This is a genomic window from Odoribacter sp. (assembly GCF_985060555.1).
Genome location: NZ_CFKYFN010000089.1, coordinates 1 through 16,004 on the forward strand (window position 1 = coordinate 1; position 16,004 = coordinate 16,004).

The window sequence follows — 16,004 nt, forward strand, 5'->3', positions numbered from 1 at the left end:
GCAAATTTCTGGTTGTATTTTCTTTGCCGGTTAGCTCTGCCGTGAGATGCAGGGTTTTATGGCGGAAGACCATTGGAGCGGGAACGAGGATCCGGTTAGGTTTTCCGAACGCCCGACCGGTGGTGTCTGACGAACGTAGTGAGGAGTTCCGCCGGTCAGTGAAGGAAAGCCTTAGCGGACCGGTCCAGGCGAACCGGTCTGACGGTATAAAACCCGAAATCGGAATAGATAGAAAAAAATAAACCTAGGTTTATTTCGTTATTTATTTGTCTTCGGTTATTGTGATCGTCGAGTGTGCTATGGTGGGAAAGTGTTTGAGCTTCGTGACACACCCGCCGGTCACGATAGCCGTTGCTCACGTCCTGATGGGAGCAGTTATGAAGACTGCGCTCTGAGAGCATTAAACTTTCAAAACCTTGTTTGCCCAAGCCCTGTAAACCTTGTTCACCATTTGTGATTTCGGAGATTATTTCCGAAATTTGTTCATGTGTAAATTCCATAATAATTCATTTTTGAAGTTCCCAATACAAAAATAATAAAACTGGGATTTACACACTTTTTGAAACACTATCTCCAAGTTTTCCGATTGATCCCTCATCCACACTATCGGCTCGAACCCGATAAAATAAAAAGACCGGAAAAAAATCCGATCTTTTTACAACTTTCATTAATTTGGCGGAGAGAGGGGGATTCGAACCCCCGGTACAGTAACCCGTACGACAGTTTAGCAAACTGTTGGTTTCAGCCACTCACCCATCTCTCCTCGATGTTCTGCGCTGAATTGCGATCACAAAAGTAGTGCTTTTTGACAAACCTGCAAACTTTTACTCTATTTTTTTAGGTTTATTTCTGAGAGCAGGATTCGCGGCGGAGTTTATCGAACAACTGTCGATGAAATTTTCGCTCAGCATCACTGAGTTTCCATATTTTCGAAGCAGGAACGACTTGTATCATTTTTTGATAATATTCTTTCTTCACTTCATGGAGCCGGGCTTCATAGCCCAACATTTTCCCGATCGCTTCTTTATAATCGGTTTCTTTCAGTCCTTTCGCATTTCTCACTTCATGAAAGCTTTTCCGCATATCGGCTTCTATTTCCCGGTTTTTCTTCTGCATCTCATTGTACAAAGGCCAGAAAACAGCTGCTTCAGCAGGGGAAAGGTCCAATTCCTGTGTAAAGAAAGCGACTTTCTGCGCATCGAATTCTTTCCGTTTCTCGTCGGTCAATTTGTCCTGAGCCCATACGCCCACCCCACTCCACAACAGCAACACAATCAAAATTATATTCTTCATATTCTTATTTACTTAATAAATTCCAGCCAGAATCATCTCATAATTATCTACTTCAGAAGCCAGGTATTCGATGATTTCTTCATTTGTCGGATTAAACTGGCTGTCGAAAATATCCTCTGCTTCCATTTCCTGTACAATAGCATTTTCCCCCTCGATATCCGGCAAGTCAGTATTCTTCGCTCCGGGAAATAGAATCTGAACCACCATTAAAGCAAGAAAGAAAATAGCCACTAAGCCCATATAAGGCTTCAACCCGCGAAGAGAAGAACTTTTTTTCACTTCTTTCTGTTTTTCTATCCGACCGGTAATTCGGCCGGTCAATTCGTCAAAATACCCCTCAGGTACAGTGAACGGATTTTTCTTTTTATATTTATCGTCAAAATTTTCCATGGCTTAATCAATTTAAGGTATCCACTATTTTGAGATTTTCTTCTATTTTTTTTACGGCATTGTGATAAGTCGCTTTCAGGGTCCCGACAGCCACTCCCAGCACATCTGCCATATCCTCGTAAGGCATGTCGTCAAAATACTTCATATTGAAGATCAAACGTTGGCGTTCGGATAAAGTCAGAATAGCCCGTTGCAGTTCTTTTTGTATTTTATCCCCGCTAAAGTAAGTATCGCTTTCTAAAGTATTTTCCAGATATACAGAAATCTCATCGCTATTCCCGTACACTTTCCGGCTCTTCTCGTTCAGAAAATTCAGCGATTCGTTGGTTGCAATCCGGTACATCCAGGTATATAGTTTCGAATCGTTGCGAAACTCTTGCAATCCTTGCCAAATCTTCACAAACACATTCTGCAATAAATCGTCCGTATCGTCATGGTTGATCACAATCTTCCGTATATGCCAATACAAACGCTCTTTATATTTATTTACCAGCAACCGGAAAGCTTCCTGTTCTCTCTTCCTTTCGTGAAACAACCGGATGATCTCGTCATCTTCTATGAATTCCATGGGTTCGATTTTTTCCAGCATTTAACATTTAGACAAATCTGCCAGACAAAGGTTTATTTCCAGAGTTGTGAAAAAGAACGAACATGCCTGAAATAAAAAGCAAAAATAACAGATCCCGGATAAATACAAGGATCCTGCTTCGGGATAATAGTGGCAGAAATATACCCTTTTTTCATTTTTCCGAATTCCCGGTAAGCCCGGCCCACCGATCGTGCATTGGCCCACTCCCCTTTCACCAGAAACATCACCCAGGCCATAAAATCCAGGACACGCCGTTTCCGGCTTTTGCTTTTCCACTCCCGCGGGCTCAGGTTTTTATAGAGCATCAGCAGATTATTACGGTAATTCAGGAATAGCTTCCGGGGATGATTCATGGGCAAAGAACCTCCTCCCAGGTGATAAACGACTGAAGCCGGCTGTACCTTCAATGCATAACCGCGATTCCGTATCCGCCAGCACAAATCGATTTCTTCCATGTGAGCGAAAAAACGCTCATCCAGACCTCCGGCCTGCAGATAGCTTTTCCGGCGGATACACAAGGCAGCTCCACTACACCAGAACACTTCGCGCACCTCATCATATTGGCCCCGGTCCTCTTCGGTCACGTTCAAAATCCGTCCCCTGCAAAACGGAAAACCCAGGGAATCGATAAACCCTCCGCAAGCCCCCGCATACTCGAAATGATTCCGGTTCGTATAAGCCAAAATTTTAGGTTGCACTGCTGCAATCCCCGGTTCTTCGTCCAGGAGAGCGACCAAAGGTTCCAGCCATCCGGGAGCGACCTCCACATCACTATTCAGCAATACAACAATCTCCTCCGGTACCAAACCGACAGCCCGGTTGTATCCACCTGCAAATCCATGATTTTGCGAAAACCGGATCAATTCCACTTCCGGAAACTCTTGTTCCAGTATCCGGACCGAATCGTCTTCGGAAGCATTATCGGCCACGACAATCCGGCCCAAACCGGGATCGGTGTATTTAACCACCGAAGGCAAAAACTCACGGAGTAATTTTTCCCCGTTCCAATTCAATATGATCACCGCAACCCGAGCCATTTCTTTATTTTTCACTTCCATCCGTATTCCGTGTATGTTTCCACCGTTTATGCGACCAAAGCCATAATTCAGGAACCTCGCGGATATACCGCTCTAAAAGACGTGTATGTATCCGGGTCAATTCCCCGGGTTCCAATTGTCCGGGATCACTACATACATCGACAAAATCCACCTCATAATACCCTCTCCTCACCTTCCGCATCTTCAGGGATATTACCGGCAAACCGAATTTCCGGGCAATCTTCTCGGTTCCTACTAATATAGGCGTATCCTGATTTAAAAATTCCATCCAAAAATTCAGGTTAGCCCTATTCGGTGTCTGATCACCGATAAATCCGGCCAGGAATAAGCGTCCGTTTCTTTTGTTTTCGACAATCCGGCGCAAAATATCGTTTTTAGGTACCGGTTTCGCCCCGAACCTCGACCTCAGCCGGATCATCATTTTATCCGCTACCGCATTATGCAGAGGTTTATATAAGGTAAAGAAGTCGAATTCCCGGGGCATCCAAAGGCTATAGGAAGACATCCATTCCCAATTGCCGTAATGCCCCAATACCCCGATAACACTTTTACCCTGATCGAAATACCGCCGAATCACTTCAGGATTCGTAAACTTACACCTTCTGCGTATTTGTTCATCCGACATATGCCACATCTTGTACATTTCCACAAAAAAATCACACAAATGCCGGTAATATCGTTTTTCAATCTTTATAATTTCCGAAAGATCTTTTTCCGGGAAAGCATGCTGTAAATTCGCCCGTACTACCCGGCGTCTGTATTTCAACAGATAGTAAATCAGATAAAAATAAATATCCGAAAAAAAATACAAGATCCTCAGAGGCAACAGCCCACCCACCCAAAGAAAACCATACAAAATATAATAACCCATTGTCTCGATATTAAAAAGTCAAAGATAAAAGCTTTCTTACTAAATTTAAAATTCAAGACAGTAAATCTCCTGAAAGAATTCTGAAAAGGAACAAAATAATTTACACATCAGTCAAATAATATCATGATCTACAACAAACCTGACAAAGGTAAATCCAAAAATTTGTCTTTCTCAGAAAAATAAAGTATTTTCGTGAGTTCAATAGAGCATAGAAGCTGTATTTCTCAAAGGTTTTCGAAATTCCTTTTCAGGGAAAGCAGGTTATGATAATGTATCCTATTGATATGCGAACACTTAACTGCTGACAAATCATGGAGCAAGAAAACAGTTTAATCCCGGAAGAGGAAATCAAGAATCCGGAAATCTTAGAAACCAGTACAAACGACGAACCCGTTGTCGCTGAAAGCAAGGCCGTCGAAAACGCTAAGGAAAAGAAAGAAGTACCGGAAATTGATTTTTCTATATTAAGTACAGAGGAAATCATTCGGCAAGCCCAAAAGCTGATCAATGATTACCCGGTGGTATCTTTAAAAGAAATATTTGAAGGATTACCCGAGATTTTTGAATCCCGGTATAAAGAGGAGTATGAAAAAGCATTGGCCATCTTCACTGCCGACGGAGATAAACCGGAAGATTTCGAATACAAAAACGACAACCGGGAACGTTTCAATGCCCTCTACAAGCTCTATAAAGATAAAAAAAACGCTACAGCCCGGCAAACGGAAGCCGAACGCGAAGAAAATCTGAAAATAAAACTCGGTATTATCGAAGAATTGAAAGCACTGGTGCAAAAAGAGGAAGCACTGGACAAGACATTCCAGGAATTCCGGGACTTACAGGAACGCTGGCGGAATACCGGAATGGTACCTCAAGGGCAATTAAACGGCCTGTTGGAGACTTATCACCATCACGTTGAAAATTTTTATAACTATATCAAGATCAATAAAGAGTTGCGCGACCTGGACCTGAAACGGAACCTGGATGCGAAAAACGCTCTTTGTGAAGAAGCTGAAAAATTGGTTGAAAACAACGATATCGCCGGAGCTTTCAAACAATTACAACTACTGCATTCCCGCTGGAAAGAAATCGGTCCTATTCCCAAAGAACAAAAAGAACCGCTTTGGGAACGCTTTAAAGCTGCCACTAGCCAGATCAACGAAAAATACCATCATTTTTTCGAATCCCTGAAACAGGAACAGGAAGATAACCTGAAAGTCAAAGAAGAAATTTGCGGAAAAGCAGCAGCTATCGCTGCCGGTGAATACCGTTCTATATCGGAATGGAATACAGCCACTCAGAATATTATTGACCTACAGGAAGAATGGAAGCATTCGGGAACCATTCCCCAAAAGGAGCGGAATAAAATCTATAAAAAATTCCGCTCGTCCTGCGATACTTTCTTCGAGCGTAAACGGGATTTCTATAAGAACATGTCGGCCGAACAGGATAAAAACCTGGAATTAAAAATCAAGCTCTGTGAAAAAGTAGAAGCGATCAAAGACAGTACCGACTGGAAAATCACGACCGACAGAATCATCTCTTATCAGAAAGAATGGAAGAAAATCGGTCCCGCTCCCAAGAAATATTCGAACAAAGTATGGGCACGTTTCCGGGAAGCTTGTGATACTTTTTTCAATAACAAAAAACTCCATTTCAAAGACATCGATTCTGAACAGAGCAAAAATCTGGAACTGAAAAAAGCGATTATCGAAGAAGCCCGCCAGTTTACTTTGTCCGGGAATGCAGAGGAAGATATCAATAAGCTGAAAGACTTTCAGAACCGCTGGGCAGAAATCGGATTTGTACCTATTAAATACAAAGACGCTATCCAGGAAGAATTCAGACATCTCATCGACGGCTGGTTCGACCAGCTCAATCTGGATGAATACGACCGTGACCTGGAAAGATTCAGGGCAAAATTGTCCTCACTGGATGCCGGTGATTATAAGGATTACAAAATTATCAACGAAAGAGAAAAGTTGGTGGCCAAAATCAGACAATTGGAACTCGACGTCAACACCTATGAAAACAACATCGGTTTTATCGCCAAATCCAGTAAATCTCAAGGCTTGATCGAAGAATTGAATTCTAAAATCGAAAATACCCGCCAACGGCTGAATTTACTTCAGGAAAAACTGAAAGCTCTCGACAGCCTGATCTAAACAGCGGCTCCTCAAAGCCGATTAACGCTCTGCCGACAAAGCCTCTCCCCAGGAGAACAATTCCCCCCTTTGTTCACAGAGCGTTAATTTTTTACCCACTCTCCTATTCTTCCTCCCCGCCTCATACCTCATAACCACTCCCATCTCTTTGCTTTTACCTTTCGCCAACTTTTTACCTTCTACTTTTCACTTTTAACCTTTTAATTTATTACCTTTGCCACTTTGATAAATCAATAAAATTCAAGATACAGTGTCAACAAAGTATGTTTTCGTTACAGGTGGAGTCGCTTCTTCTCTAGGGAAAGGCATTATCGCTTCATCACTTGCTAAATTACTGCAGGCCAGGGGGTATAAAGTTGCGAACCAAAAACTGGATCCCTACATCAACATAGATCCGGGGACATTAAATCCATACGAGCATGGCGAATGTTATGTGACGGACGACGGAGCAGAAACAGACCTCGATCTCGGACATTACGAAAGATTTACCGGTTGTCCGACTTCGCAGGCCAATAATATTACTACCGGACGGATTTACCAGAATGTAATCAACAAAGAAAGACGGGGAGATTATCTGGGTAAAACCGTACAGATCGTCCCGCATATCACCGATGAGATTAAACGAAACATCAAATTATTGGGCAACAAAGGCGAATATGATGTCGTGATCACTGAAATCGGAGGTACTGTCGGAGACATCGAATCTTTGCCTTTCATTGAAGCTGTCCGGCAGTTACGATGGGAGTTGGGGGAAAAATCGGTATTGATCCACTTGACACTGGTACCCTTCTTATCGGCTTCCGGTGAATTAAAAACGAAGCCTACCCAGCATTCGGTGAAAGCCTTGCTGGAAATCGGAGTGCAACCGGATGTACTGGTATTACGTACAGAACATGAACTGAATTCCGATTTACGCCGGAAAGTAGCCCTTTTCTGTAATGTAGCACCCAAAGCGGTCATCCAGTCGATCGACGTTTCTACCATCTATGAAGTACCGATCAAGATGAGAGAAGAAAAGTTGGATGAAATCGTACTCGAACAATTGGGATTACCTTTAAACAGCGAACCGGATCTGGAATCCTGGAAAAAATTCCTATATAAATTAAAAAACTACAGCAAAGAAGTACGGATCGGTTTAGTCGGGAAATACGTCGAATTACACGACGCCTATAAATCGATTGTCGAAGCTTTCATCCATGCCGGAGCAGTCAATGACTGTAAAGTAAATATCGAATGGGTCCACAGCGAAGAACTGAATGAACAAAATGCAGCCGACTGCCTGAAAAATCTGCACGGTATTTTAGTAGCACCGGGGTTCGGACACCGGGGGATTTCGGGGAAACTGGTCGCTATCCGATATGCCCGGGAGAACAACATTCCTTTCCTCGGTATTTGTCTGGGGATGCAGATGGCTGTCATCGAATTTGCACGTAACGTGCTGCACATGGAAGGTGCCGATTCGACAGAAATGGCTGCCAAAACCCAGTATCCGGTGATCGACCTGATGGATTCACAGTTGAATGTAACCGAAAAGGGAGGCACCATGCGTCTGGGAGCCTACAAATGTGAATTAACGGAAGGTTCCAAAGCTTATGAAGCTTACGGACAAAAAGAAATACAGGAGAGACACCGCCACCGGTATGAGTTCAACAGCAAATACCGGGAGGATTTTGAAAAAGCAGGTATGATCACCACCGGTATCAACCCGGAAAGCGGATTGACCGAAATCGTCGAGATTCCTGCTCACAAATGGTTCGTCGGAGTACAGTTCCATCCGGAGTATAAAAGTACTGTAATTAAACCTCATCCGTTATTCGTATCATTTATCAAAGCTTGTTTATCATAAAGTTAAAAGAACCTATGGATAAAAACACCATCGCCGGATTAGTCATTATTTTTCTTATTCTCATCGGCTTTTCCTATCTCACGCGTCCGAGTAAGGAGCAAGTGGCCGAAATGCAGCGGAAACAGGATTCCATTGCGCGGGTAGACCGACTCAGAGCCCAGGAACTGGCAGCACAACAACAGGCACAAAAAACGCCGGACAATACGACTGCCGCCAATCCCCTGGCTACCAAAAGTGATTCTATTTTCGTACAAAACGATACGGAAAACAAAATCATCACCCTGGAAAATGATAAAATAAAATTGCACATCAGTACTCTGGGGGGACGCATCGTATATGTAGACTTAAAAGAATACCGGACACACGATTCGCTGCCTTTGGTGTTGTGGAAAAACGGAGAAACCGCTTTCGGCATGAATTTCTACGCCCGGAATCAGGAGATCAATACCGAGAAATTTTTCTTTACACCCAGTACGACAGAAACGACGCTTTATGCCCAGGGAAATGAACAGGTGCTCTCTATGCGTCTTTATGCCGACAGCAGCAGATACCTGGAATACCTTTACAAGTTAGCCCCGGACAGCTATATGACCGATTTCAGCATCATCACCCACAATATGGGGGATGTCATTGCATCCAATTCCTCGTTTCTGACGCTTTTCTGGGGAATCAATATGCCCCAGCTGGAAAAAAGTAAAGATTTTGAAAACCGTTATACCGGTGTTTACTACAAATTCAGCGAAGATGCCGTTGAAAACATGTCCCTGACCTCCGATGAAGAGGAGACGCTTCCGAACAAGGTACAATGGATAGACTTCAAACAACAATTCTTTTCCTCTATCCTGATCAGCGAACAGCCTTTGAGTGATGTGGAACTGAAATCGAACATCAGTAAAAAAGACGGATATCTGAAAGATGCTTATGCTGAAATTCCTTTAGCCTATAACGGTTCGGCCAACGAGCAATACAACATGCAGTTTTTCTTCGGTCCTAACTCCTATAAGGTATTGAAAGAATACGGAGATCATTTAGACCTTCCCGATGTCATCAATATGGGATGGAAATGGATCGCGTGGTTCAATAAATATTTCGTTATTCCTATTTTCAATTTCCTGGAAAACCACACCGCATTGAATTACGGAATTATTATTTTATTACTGACCCTGATCATCAAAATCATCCTGTTCCCGCTGACTTATAAATCGTATATGTCACAGGCACGTATGCGGGTATTGAAACCCCAGGTAGATGAGATCGCCAAGAAATATCCGGCCGACAAAGCGATGGAACGTCAACAGGCTACCATGAAGCTTTATAAGCAAGCCGGAGTAAATCCGATGGGTGGATGTTTACCGATGTTGATCCAGATGCCTATCCTGATCGCCCTGTTCTATTTCTTCCCGGGAGCGATCGAACTGAGACAGCAGAGCTTCCTGTGGGCGACGGATTTGGCTTCATACGATTCTATCGCCACCTTACCCTTTACCATTCCGTTTTACGGTAATCATGTCAGCTTATTCTGTCTGTTGATGACTGCGACCAATATCATCTATATGATTATGAATAATAAAAACCAACCGCAGAACGATCAGATGAAAGGCATGCAGACCATGATGTATATCATGCCGATCATGTTCCTGTTTATTTTCAACAGTTATTCTTCGGGATTGAGTTATTATTATTTCATCGCGACGCTGATTACCATTTTGCAAACCTGGATTATCCGGAAGTTTGTCGATGACCAGAAATTGCTGAAGCAAATCGAACTAGCTAAAAGTAAACCGGTCAAGAAATCGAAATTCCAGCAACGTTTGGAGGAAATGCAAAGAATGCAACAACAACAGCAAAAGAGAGGTAAAAAGTAATTAAAGATAAAAAGTAAAAAAAAATCCTGCAAATTCGGATGAAATCTGAAATTTGCAGGATTTTTTGTATTTTTACGAAAAACCAAAATCATTCATAAACGTAAGAAACAAGAAAAAATGATGGAAAACATGAAAATTACTATGCACGGAAATCCCCTGACTTTAGTGGGGACACCGATTAAAACCGGAGAAACGGCTCCGGTATTTTATGGAATAAACCAACAGATGCAACCGGTATCCCTGAAAGAATTTGCCGGAAAAGTTGTTGTGATTTCTTCTTTCCCTTCTATCGACACCCCGGTATGCTCGGCCCAGATGCACCATTTCAATAAGATGGCCTCCGAGTTAAGCCAGGATGTCGTTATTCTGGCTATTTCCTGCGACCTTCCTTTCGCCCTTCACCGCTACTGTGCCGCCGAAGGTATCGACCGGGTCATAACCTTGTCGGACTATAAAGAAACAGATTTCGGGAAAAAATACGGGTTCCTGATCGAAGAATTACGACTTTTAACCCGAGGCGTGGTCGTTATCGGTAAAGACAATAAAGTGAACTATGTAGAATATGTTCCGGAAGTAACCCACGAACCGAACTACGAAAAAGCACTGGAGGCGATAAAAAAAGCGCTGGCCTAAGTTTTATCGTTGAGAATTACTTTGTAATTCTCAACGATAAAACAGATTAGATTTGTTTCAATAAATTGATCATCTCGATTGCGGTGGTCATGGCATCGAAACCTTTATTACCGGCTTTCGTTCCGGCTCTTTCGACAGCCTGTTCGATCGAATCGGTCGTCAGGATACCGAAAATCACCGGCACCCCTGTCTGCAATCCGACATGGGCTACACCTTTGGTCGCTTCATTAGCAACCATATCGAAATGGGGCGTAGCTCCCCGGATCACTGCCCCCAGACAAACCACAGCATCGTATTTGCCGCTTTCTACCATCTTTTTAGCTACTAAAGGAATCTCGAATGCTCCCGGTACCCAAGCCAGATCCAGCTTATTTTCATCCCCACCGTGACGTACAAAAGCATCCTTTGCTCCTCCAACCAATTTAGCCGTGATAAACTCATTAAAACGGGCAGCTACCACTCCGATCCGTTGTCCTTCTGCTAATAATTTTCCTTCCAGTAAATTCATAACTTTTACACTTTTAATCTCTATTTTCAATTTCTATTCTTCTTTTTTCCAGTCATTTCTGACATGTAATATATGTCCCATCTTTTTATACTTGGTGTACATATAGAACTCGTTCTTTTCATTACAGGTCATCTCGATCGGTTCACGTCCGACCACTTCGAGTCCGAATCCATCCAATCCTTTTATCTTCAAAGGATTATTTGTCATAAGAATCATTTTTTTCACTCCCAGGTCGGCCAAAATTTCCGCACCGGTACCGTATTCTCTTAAATCAGCCTTAAATCCCAGTGCCAGATTCGCCTCGACCGTATCCATTCCCCCGTCCTGCAGATGATAGGCTTTCAACTTATTGATCAGTCCGATGCCCCGGCCTTCCTGACGCATATACAGCAATACACCCCGGCCTTTTTTCTCAATCCGGCGCAAAGCTTCCGCCAGCTGCTCGCCACAGTCACAACGCAAGGAACCGAAAGCATCCCCGGTGAGACATTCGGAATGTACCCGGCACAATACCGGTTCGCCGTCAGCGATGTCCCCTTTTACAAGGGCAATGTGATGTTCTCCATTGATTTTGTTGACATAACCATAAGCCTTGAAAATTCCGTATTTAGTAGGCATTTCAGCCTCAGTCACTCTTTCCACCAGGATCTCTGTCCGACGACGGTAAGTGATCAGGTCGGCCACAGTAATCATCTTCAAACCATGCCGTACGGCAAATTCTTTCAATTCGGGTGTCCTCATCATGGTACCGTCTTCCCGCATAATTTCACAACACAAGCCGCATTCTTTGAGCCGGGCAATACGCATCAGGTCGACGGTGGCTTCGGTATGTCCCATACGTTCGAGTACCCCGCCAGCTTTCGCCTCCAAAGGAAACATATGTCCCGGACGCCGGAAATCGGACGGTTTGGCATCGTCCTTTACACTCTTCATGGCCGTCATAGAGCGTTCCAATGCCGAAATACCGGTTGTCGTATCCACATGGTCGATCGAAACGGTAAATGCCGTACAGTGATTGTCGGTATTGTTGGCCACCATCTGTTCCAACCCTAATTTTGTCGTCAAAGCTTTGCTCATCGGCATACAAATCAATCCCTTGGCATACGAAGCCATAAAATTGACATTTTCAAGTGTAGCATGTTCAGCTGCACAAATCAGATCGCCCTCATTTTCACGATCCGGATCGTCCACGGCAATAATCATTTTACCGGCCCTCAGATCAGCAACAGCTTCCTCGATCGTACTAAATTTAAATCCTTCCATATTCTTATTTTTTTATCCTATCTATAATCAAAATCATTCTAACCGGCTTAAAAGCCATTGGCCACCAGGAAATCCAAGGTCAGTCCCCCCTTCGGTTTTCCTTGTCCCATCAGTTTCTCTACATATTTGACAATCATATCGTTTTCTAAATTCACCACATCTCCTATCTCCTTTTTCACCAGCGTCGTCTCTTCCTGAGTATGCGGAATGACGGACACTTTGAAAACCTGCTCGTCGGCATAAGCGATCGTCAGGCTCACCCCATCGATAGCCACAGAGCCCTTTTCTACAATATAACGAAGGATTTCGGGAGCAGCCCCCACCGTGAGCCAAATGGCATTTTCATCCTGTTGTTTGCTCACGATCTTTCCGGTACCGTCTACATGCCCGGCTACCAAATGACCACCCAAACGGCTGTTCAGACACAAGGCCCGCTCGAGATTCACAGGATCACCCGGCTTCAATAAGCCCAAATTACTCCGATTCATGGTTTCAGGCATCACATCGGCAGAAAACCCGTCATTCCCTTTACCAACAACAGTCAAACACACCCCGTTCGTGGCTATGCTATCCCCAATCCGCGTGTCCGCCAATACTTTCCGGGCCTCCACCTCAAGGACGACACTCTTGCTGCCTCGTTTCACCGATTTGATCTTTCCGATTTCTTCTATTATTCCTGTAAACATAGTTTGAGTTGATGAGTTGTTGAGTTATTGAGTTATTGAGTTACTGAGTTACTGAGTTACTGAGTTGTTGAGTTACTGAGTTGTTGAGTTACTGGGTGATGAGTTACTGGGTTGGGGAAAACCTTTTATAAGGAAATCCTCGCCTACTTTTTCAATCGAAACGGATTGTAAAGCGATGGCCTCTTTCATCCAGGCGATACCTTTTCCTTCGACAGGTGTTTTGGCATCTTTACCTCCGATCAGTTTGGGGGCGATGAAAGCATAAACCTCATCTACCAGTCCTTGTCGCAAGAAAGCTTCGTTCAATTCACCGCCTCCTTCCAGCAAGACCGAATCGATACCGGCCTGGCCCAGTTTAGTTGTCAATGCCTGTAAATCGACCCGGTTGTCACAGCCGGGACATAAAATTGTTTCCACGCCTTTCTGTTGCAATTGTACTAATTTTCCGGCATCAGCCCGAGAGGTATGAGCGACTAATGTGCGATAGCGATCGGCAGTACGCACCAATTGACTATCGGTAGCAATTGCAGCTGTACTGTCGACAATAATCCGGACAGGTTGCCTGACCTCGCCTTTCAAACGGCAATTCAACAGTGGATCGTCGGCTTTCACCGTACCGCTACCAACCATAATTCCCATCAGCACCGAACGCATTTCTTGCACTTTCTTCCGGGATTCCTCCCCGGTCACCCAGTGTGAATCACCGGTATAAGCTGCAATTTTCCCATCCAGGGTCATGGCTGTTTTCATCACGATCCAAGGACGACGGGTAGTAATATATTTCAGAAACACCCGGTTTTGTTCCCGGAGCTTTTCTTCTTCCACTCCAGTCTCGACGACGATTCCGGCTTTCCTCAACATTTCGATTCCTTTACCGGCTACCAAGGGATTCGGATCCAATAGCCCGACGACAACACGGGCAATCCTGTTTTCAATAACAGCCTCGGTACAAGGAGGTGTTTTGCCGTAGTGACAACAGGGTTCCAGGGTCACATAGAGCGTAGCCCCTGCCGGATCTTCGGTACACTGCTTAAAAGCATTCCGTTCAGCATGCAGGCCGCCATAACGTTCGTGCCAACCTTCACCGATTATCCGGCCGTCTTTGACGATCACCGCTCCCACCAGCGGATTGGGATTCACCCATCCCCGGCCTCTGTCTGCCAATATCCTGGCACGATTCATATATTCCCGATCCTTTGTTTCCATATAAAAAAAGCCCTGAATGACTTCAGGGCATATATACGAATCATAACAGTAACGACACACGACTGTCCTGCCTCTTCTTTCATCCGGACTATCACCGTCGGTACCGGAATTACACCGGCTCAGTCCCCAAAGGGAGTCGCGGACTATCACCGCCGGTAGGGATTTACACCCTGCCCTGAAGAAACATTTCAAATACGGAAGCAAATGTAATATATTATTCCCAAAAAACAAAGGCTGCATTTCATTTATTGGTATTGAATATAGGAGAAAAATTAAAAAAAAACGATATTTGTTCCTCCAAAAGCAGATTTTTATGGTTAGTGATGAGTGTACATTATTAAAGCAATTTAAATCAGGTGAACGAGAGGCATTTGACCGATTGTTTAAAATGTATGCTCCGCAATTGGGATATTTTTGTCTTAGATTGGTTCGTCAGGAGGATGCAGAAGAGATTGTACAGGAGACATTCATAAAATTGTGGGAAACCCGGGATAAAATCAAGGTAGAGTTGAATTTTAATACTTATATCACGACTATAGCTAAAAATCTGATTTACGATATGTTTCGTAAAAAATTGGTGGAACAGCGTTATTATCAAAAATTTCAATCGTTGATTCAGGAACAATTGGCGGTTGAAAACGAACTTTTCAGAAAGAATCTTCAGGAAGTAATGTTCGATAGTATAAATAAACTTTCGGAACAACAACGGGAAGTAATGATGCTGAAATGTAAAGGTTTCAATAATGACGAAATCGCCGAATTGTTGGGGATATCGAAACGTACGGTAGAAGCTCACCTCAATAAAGCTTACAAAAAGTTAAGACAAGATCTCGGTGAAGTGAGGTATTACTCTTTTTTACTTTTCTTTTAAATTAATAATTTTTCACCGTAGGCTACGTGTGTTTGTGGAGTTGTTCGTATAAATAACAAAACAAACCACAAATGACACTAAAAGAAGTTATAAAAGTATGAATGTATTATTAGTTGATTATCAGTATTATACACTCTAAACGGTAGAAAAGTGACCGTATGGATTCTGATTAGATACGAAAAGGTGAAGATTTAACGTATTTAACTTTCGATCACATCAGGAATCACGAAATAAGGGTTGGGAGGGGCGCTTTTAACCGACCCCATAATGTGGTGAATGGAAGTTATAGGACGAAATCCATAAAGGGGTACGGTTGAAACGACTCCCTTGAACGTAGGGTGTGATTACATGTCATACCCTTTTGTTCTAAAAAACATTTTTTGTGTAGTTTACGATGCAACATTTTGCTGTTTTTTTACTTGATAAACGCAGTTTTGTGTCAGGCTCAAACTCTCGTTTCCTGTCAAGTGATGTTGTGACAGAGTTCCGAGGTAGAGGTGACGAGATACGCATCTGGCCTCTCACCTTTGACGAGTACTTTAATGGTATTGGTGGCGATATACGCAAAGCTTGGTTGGATTACTATACTTTTGGAGGACTGCCACAAGTGGCTTTGCTTGAAACGGAAGAAAAGAAAACAGACTATTTGCGTGGTTTGTATGAGACGACCTATCTGCGTGACGTAATTGAGCGCAACCATCTGCGTAATCCTGAAGGAATGAAGGAATTGGTGCGTGTGCTTGCCTCGGGCATTGGTTCGTCA

17 protein-coding genes, 1 tRNA gene, 1 pseudogene and 1 riboswitch are annotated in these 16,004 nt (G+C 43.5%); of the genes and pseudogenes, 7 read left to right on the forward strand and 12 right to left on the reverse strand.

Features of this window, described 5'->3' with window-relative positions; all coding sequences use genetic code 11:
• The coding region (locus AC5RDS_RS11490; RefSeq protein WP_349175110.1) for a hypothetical protein at positions 1-242 on the forward strand (242 nt) is incomplete at its 5' end.
• Between the two features lie 78 nt (positions 243-320).
• Here the strand turns inward: AC5RDS_RS11490 and AC5RDS_RS11495 are convergent.
• The 7 genes and pseudogenes from AC5RDS_RS11495 to AC5RDS_RS11525 all read right to left on the reverse strand — a co-directional run.
• Positions 321-500, reverse strand: a pseudogene (locus AC5RDS_RS11495) (IS256 family transposase); the annotation flags it as partial.
• A gap of 173 nt (positions 501-673) precedes the next feature.
• Positions 674-763: transfer RNA gene (locus AC5RDS_RS11500), tRNA-Ser, on the reverse strand.
• A gap of 80 nt (positions 764-843) precedes the next feature.
• Positions 844-1,293: a hypothetical protein gene (locus AC5RDS_RS11505; RefSeq protein WP_013613621.1), complete on the reverse strand. Its 450-nt coding sequence runs from the start codon at positions 1,291-1,293 to the stop codon at positions 844-846.
• Between the two features lie 12 nt (positions 1,294-1,305).
• Entirely contained in the window at positions 1,306-1,683 is a 378-nt protein-coding gene (locus tag AC5RDS_RS11510; RefSeq protein WP_013613620.1) for a hypothetical protein, read from the reverse strand.
• Positions 1,684-1,690: 7 nt separating this feature from the next.
• Positions 1,691-2,251 carry an RNA polymerase sigma factor gene (locus AC5RDS_RS11515; RefSeq protein WP_041557630.1) on the reverse strand — a complete coding sequence of 187 codons (561 nt, stop codon included), beginning with the start codon at positions 2,249-2,251 and terminating at the stop codon, positions 1,691-1,693.
• A gap of 53 nt (positions 2,252-2,304) precedes the next feature.
• Positions 2,305-3,309 carry a glycosyltransferase family 2 protein gene (locus AC5RDS_RS11520; protein ID WP_172720104.1) on the reverse strand — a complete coding sequence of 335 codons (1,005 nt, stop codon included), beginning with the start codon at positions 3,307-3,309 and terminating at the stop codon, positions 2,305-2,307.
• A gap of 4 nt (positions 3,310-3,313) precedes the next feature.
• On the reverse strand, positions 3,314-4,201 hold the full coding sequence (locus AC5RDS_RS11525) for a lysophospholipid acyltransferase family protein (RefSeq protein WP_013613617.1): 888 nt from the start codon (positions 4,199-4,201) through the stop codon (positions 3,314-3,316).
• A 311-nt stretch (positions 4,202-4,512) separates the two neighbouring features.
• On the opposite strand from AC5RDS_RS11525, the gene AC5RDS_RS11530 reads away from it, so the two are divergent.
• Positions 4,513-6,363 (forward strand): DUF349 domain-containing protein, encoded by a 1,851-nt coding sequence (locus AC5RDS_RS11530; protein WP_022161504.1) that lies wholly within the window; start codon positions 4,513-4,515, stop codon positions 6,361-6,363.
• Positions 6,364-6,384: 21 nt separating this feature from the next.
• Here the strand turns inward: AC5RDS_RS11530 and AC5RDS_RS11535 are convergent, their stop codons facing one another.
• Positions 6,385-6,531: a hypothetical protein gene (locus AC5RDS_RS11535; RefSeq protein WP_157741867.1), complete on the reverse strand. Its 147-nt coding sequence runs from the start codon at positions 6,529-6,531 to the stop codon at positions 6,385-6,387.
• 82 nt (positions 6,532-6,613) lie between these two features.
• Here AC5RDS_RS11535 and pyrG point away from each other — a divergent pair, with 82 nt between their 5' ends.
• The 3 genes from pyrG (at position 6,614) to tpx (ending at position 10,707) form a co-directional block, all read left to right on the forward strand.
• On the forward strand, positions 6,614-8,209 hold the full coding sequence (gene pyrG / locus AC5RDS_RS11540; RefSeq protein ID WP_195305959.1) for a CTP synthase: 1,596 nt from the start codon (positions 6,614-6,616) through the stop codon (positions 8,207-8,209).
• A gap of 14 nt (positions 8,210-8,223) precedes the next feature.
• Entirely contained in the window at positions 8,224-10,074 is a 1,851-nt protein-coding gene (gene yidC, locus AC5RDS_RS11545) for a membrane protein insertase YidC (protein ID WP_013613613.1), read from the forward strand.
• 129 nt (positions 10,075-10,203) lie between these two features.
• Positions 10,204-10,707, forward strand: coding sequence for a thiol peroxidase (gene tpx, locus AC5RDS_RS11550; protein ID WP_013613612.1), 504 nt, complete (start codon positions 10,204-10,206; stop codon positions 10,705-10,707).
• 46 nt (positions 10,708-10,753) lie between these two features.
• On the opposite strand, the gene ribH is transcribed toward tpx, so the two are convergent.
• The 4 genes from ribH to ribD all read right to left on the reverse strand — a co-directional run bounded on the left by ribH (position 10,754) and on the right by ribD (position 14,370).
• Complete coding sequence (gene ribH / locus AC5RDS_RS11555; protein ID WP_013613611.1) at positions 10,754-11,215, reverse strand: 6,7-dimethyl-8-ribityllumazine synthase; 462 nt, start codon at positions 11,213-11,215, stop codon at positions 10,754-10,756.
• A gap of 33 nt (positions 11,216-11,248) precedes the next feature.
• Complete coding sequence (locus AC5RDS_RS11560) at positions 11,249-12,478, reverse strand: bifunctional 3,4-dihydroxy-2-butanone-4-phosphate synthase/GTP cyclohydrolase II (RefSeq protein WP_022161508.1); 1,230 nt, start codon at positions 12,476-12,478, stop codon at positions 11,249-11,251.
• A gap of 47 nt (positions 12,479-12,525) precedes the next feature.
• Entirely contained in the window at positions 12,526-13,164 is a 639-nt protein-coding gene (locus AC5RDS_RS11565) for a riboflavin synthase (protein WP_013613609.1), read from the reverse strand.
• Positions 13,165-13,236: 72 nt separating this feature from the next.
• Positions 13,237-14,370: a bifunctional diaminohydroxyphosphoribosylaminopyrimidine deaminase/5-amino-6-(5-phosphoribosylamino)uracil reductase RibD gene (ribD, locus tag AC5RDS_RS11570; RefSeq protein WP_046403465.1), complete on the reverse strand. Its 1,134-nt coding sequence runs from the start codon at positions 14,368-14,370 to the stop codon at positions 13,237-13,239.
• 67 nt (positions 14,371-14,437) lie between these two features.
• A riboswitch (FMN riboswitch) is annotated at positions 14,438-14,557 on the reverse strand.
• Positions 14,558-14,683: 126 nt separating this feature from the next.
• Here ribD and AC5RDS_RS11575 point away from each other — a divergent pair.
• Both AC5RDS_RS11575 and AC5RDS_RS11580 read left to right on the forward strand, forming a co-directional pair.
• Positions 14,684-15,241 (forward strand): RNA polymerase sigma factor, encoded by a 558-nt coding sequence (locus tag AC5RDS_RS11575; RefSeq protein ID WP_071823588.1) that lies wholly within the window; start codon positions 14,684-14,686, stop codon positions 15,239-15,241.
• Positions 15,242-15,635: 394 nt separating this feature from the next.
• A partial coding sequence (locus AC5RDS_RS11580; protein WP_306442624.1) for a DUF8612 domain-containing protein occupies positions 15,636-16,004 on the forward strand: 369 nt, incomplete at its 3' end.